Source organism: Okeania sp. SIO2C9, from assembly GCF_010672455.1.
In the GTDB taxonomy this organism is placed as follows: domain Bacteria; phylum Cyanobacteriota; class Cyanobacteriia; order Cyanobacteriales; family Microcoleaceae; genus Okeania.
Map to the genome: position 1 here is coordinate 1 of NZ_JAAHGO010000174.1, position 3,997 is coordinate 3,997.

Annotated in this window: 3 protein-coding genes and 1 pseudogene; all 4 read right to left on the minus strand. The window is 35.4% G+C overall.

Going from position 1 to position 3,997, the window contains the following annotated elements:
* Nucleotides 1-286: pseudogene (locus F6K23_RS39940) on the minus strand (hypothetical protein); the annotation flags it as partial.
* A 633-nt stretch (nt 287-919) separates the two neighbouring features.
* Nucleotides 920-2,317, minus strand: coding sequence for a GTPase (locus F6K23_RS39945; protein ID WP_293166680.1), 1,398 nt, complete (start codon nt 2,315-2,317; stop codon nt 920-922).
* 63 nt (nt 2,318-2,380) lie between these two features.
* Nucleotides 2,381-3,118: a transporter substrate-binding domain-containing protein gene (locus F6K23_RS39950; RefSeq protein WP_293166682.1), complete on the minus strand. Its 738-nt coding sequence runs from the start codon at nt 3,116-3,118 to the stop codon at nt 2,381-2,383.
* A gap of 38 nt (nt 3,119-3,156) precedes the next feature.
* On the minus strand, nt 3,157-3,997 hold an 841-nt coding region (locus F6K23_RS39955), incomplete at its 5' end, for an IS200/IS605 family accessory protein TnpB-related protein (protein ID WP_293166684.1).

The window sequence follows — 3,997 nt, forward strand, 5'->3', positions numbered from 1 at the left end:
GCTTAACTGACACTACAGCTTCCAATTCTGTTGGAGGCTTACTTTTATTACTTTGAATTTTGTTTTGATTGACATGAATCATTTTTGGTGTGGTAGATTCTCTCTTGCGCCACATACCTTTCGGACCCCGCCGAGCCGGAATAATTACAGGCATTCCACTGTCTGAAACTGGAATTTCCCAGAATCTACCTTTTTTCTCAGCTCCTTTAACTCTTCCTTGAGCTAATAAAACTAATAAACGTTGACGAGATATACCTAATAAAAAAGATGCTTCTCTAGTACCCATAATTTTTTTCCTTAACTGTTGAACAATAGTTAGTTTTTAATAAAAAGGTAATTTTGATAATTAATTTTACTTAAGAACAATACTAAATGAGATTCCAGAATCTACCATTTTTTTCAGCTCCTTTAACTCTTCCTTGAGCTAATAAAACTAATAAACGTTGACGAGACATAACTAATAAATAAAGGTGCTTCTCTAGTACTTATGATTTTTTTCCTTAACTGTTGGACAATAGTTAGTTTTGCATAAAAACACGATTTTGATAATTAATTTTACTTAAGAATATTTAGATTATTATACATGAAACCTAAGAATTTGGGGTAGAGCGATCGCTAATCTGCTATATTTTCCCTTGGTTATAACCATAAAATTGTCAATCTGTCAAACTCGTGACCGGGATTTACGCTTAAGGGGGAAATTCTTATGTTTGTAGTAGGGCTTCAGCCCTGTCTATAGTCTGGGCTAGAGCAATACTACGAAACTCTTTGCAAGTTTTTGTAGCGATCGCTTTAATAGACTAAAAAATATGAGAGTAAGCGATCGCTCATCCCTCTGCTGCGCTGAATTATTAGACTAGATAAAGGCAAATCAAATAGCGGACAAACCCTTGACTTCAATATCAACGTTAATATTTGATCATGTATTAGCAATCTGAGTTAAGGGAATTTTATTAAGTTCGGATAGATTGTTTGTACACTGATCAATAATTTGTTCCTCATCTGCTGATAACCAATCAAAATTAGTAGCGCTACATACTTCTTGCACAATCTCATAACGTCGAGCCATTAATGATTCATCAACTTCTTTCCCAACACCAAATCCGTGCTGTGAAAGCGCCCAAATGACCATCACACAAGTACACTGAATTTTACCAAGTTCTTCTCTAGATAGCTGTGCACTGATATCTGTCTGCGCATTCTCTACAACTCCCCAAACTCCTCCTAGACAAGTCCCAATTACTGAGCCAACTTGTGCACCTAGTAAAATGCCAACTCCACCTCCAGTTAAAATGGCAGAAGCGAAAGCTCCAATAGCTACGCCTAATGTTGTTCCAAGAGCAGCAAGGCCACCTGTAGTAGAACCTGTATATATCAAAAGTTCTCGAATATTAGTTTTTCTTCTTGTATTAGGTTGAGGATTTTTGATAACTGCATTATCTACATTTGAAGGTACAGCTACTTCGTAATAGAGTTCAGAAGCATTGTTGATAAAGTCCGTTATTGCATCATTAAGCAACTGAGACATTTGTAATACAACTTCCTCTCTTGATTTTTCTTGATTGTAATCAAATTCTGAAGTTTGAAAAGTTATTGTCTGCCGACATTTATCTAAACACTGGAATATTAGATGACAAGCTGTTTTAACTTTATTTTGTTGGTGCTGTTGAAAAGCTAACAGACTTTTCCCAAATAAGGAACTTTTATCATTAGGGAGACATTCTTTTATAGCACTATATATCTCTTCGACTCGATCTGGATCGTACCAATGAGCATCAAATATAAAGTGTTTGGATACACCGCAACTGCAAAGTGCCTCTTTCCATTGTTCAATTCGCCTTGTTCGTTCAGCAACTTTATCTAGCCTTGTAGTTGCTTGAAACTTGGAGATACCTTTATTAAAGAGAGCTACAACTCCTTTTTTAGCAGATACAACTAGCTCTATCTCTGCTTGATGAGATCCATCTGGTACTGTCTCTAAAGAGACTACATACAATATAACATCGCTTGATTCAATTGCCTCCCAAGCTTTCATTTCATAATCTAACTTTTTCTCTAATACTGAATTTAATTTCATTAAACCTTGTTGTACATAAAGGAGAGTATTTGCTTCTTGGAAACCAGGAGTATCAATAAAAACAGCCTGTAGTCCTTCATACTGATATGTAGCGCGTTTAACATCTTTTGTCACATTCGCTCGATCATCTATTTCTCCTATTTCTTGCTTCATTAAAGTTTGTATCATAGTAGTTTTTCCAGTATTAGTATGCCCAGAAACTGCAATTTTAATCAATTCAGGCTTTGAGATTTTATTCATATTCGATACATTTCTTGAGAACAATTGAATCTAATAATAATTACTAAATTAGTTGAGAGAACATTATCGGAATGGAGGAGAATAAATTAGTCCTGGTTGCTCTGGGTTGTTCCAGAGATTATTTAGCCCTCGTTCAATCGGGGTTGAAGAGTTTGGACCTAAATTTCTCTCATATATTTCACCGTAATTTCCAACATGACGAATAATTCTTTGGGCATAATCTGGCTCAAGTCCTAAACGTGAACCTATACTATCCGCTGTTCCTTTTAGACCTAAAAAACGAATTATTTTGGGATTTGTACTAGCTTTCTTCTGCTCAAGATTATTTTGATTAATTCCTAATTCTTCAGCTTCTATCAGAGCAAATACAATCCATCGAACAATTTCAACCCACTGTAGGTCACTGTCAATTACAGCCGGAGCTAAAGGTTCTTTAGATAAGATTTCCGGTAAAATAATATGCTCATCTGGATTTTCAAGTAATTTCAAATTTGTAGCAAGTTGCGATATATCAGAAGTTACTGCTTGACATTCACCTGCTTCATATAGTCGATAGACATCCCTTTTATCTTGAAGCTGTCTAATTTGAAATGTTAAGTTACGCTCCTTCTTTTCATCTTCCAAATTTTCTTGGGAGGTAGTTTCTGTCTCGACACAAATTACCTTACCATTTAGATCGTTAAGTGACCTTACTTCGCTATTTTTTCGAACCAAAATATCCTGTCCATCATAAAAAACTATTGGAGCAAATTCGATATTAATTGATACATCCCTCTCTACACCTTCTTGAAAACTAGACAAAGCTAGACATTTGCCATCGGTGACTGCAAATGATTTTATTACTCACCTGTTTCAATGTGTACTTGCTGTGAAAGTTGATGTTCCGCCCACAAACTATAGGTTAGGATTCCCTCTAGGGCTTTCCTCCACTGAAAAAGTTGAGTCCTCCGGATACGATGTAGTTTAATAAAACTAGCAACTCGTCGCCAATGACTCCAATCATGTTTGTTGACATCCTCTGGTCTCAACAAACACTGTGGTATTTTTTCTGATAATTTTAATGCTCTACGACCAATTACTAAAGCTGCAGCAGTGCCACTATTCAGGCCATACTTAGCCATATAATTAATCATTCCAATTACGCTAGTAAAAGCTGGATTGACTTTTATTAATTCAACCCCAAATCTTCTACAACGTGATTCTAAAGCTTCTCTAAACATCCCTGTAGACAAGTTAGAAAGCATCGCATTATAAACTTTACTTTCCTCGCTCCGAGCAATGGATTTTTTCTTGGTAAAATCTAAAGACTCAATAGCAATAGCGCACTCAAAAAAATCTGCTAATTTGACAATATGAGCGACAATATTTCTCATAGTTGTTTGTCGAGACCCAGTAGTTTTATTTTTCCACTGGTAAGATATGTCTTCTAAATATTCAATATTTCCATCCCATTTAACATAAGCAACTGAAATTGATTCTGCATTAAAATCAATACCAAGACAACCATTTTTTCTTGTATGAACTACTGGTATTTCTGGTACATAAGTAGAAAGATGTACATACCAATTATCCTGTTTATGCTCCCTGCGAAAAACTTGAATTGTAATTGGTTTAAAATTGTTTATGGCATAATCTAAATCTGTTGCTCTATATCTGCCATCCCTATCTGAAACTGAAAAT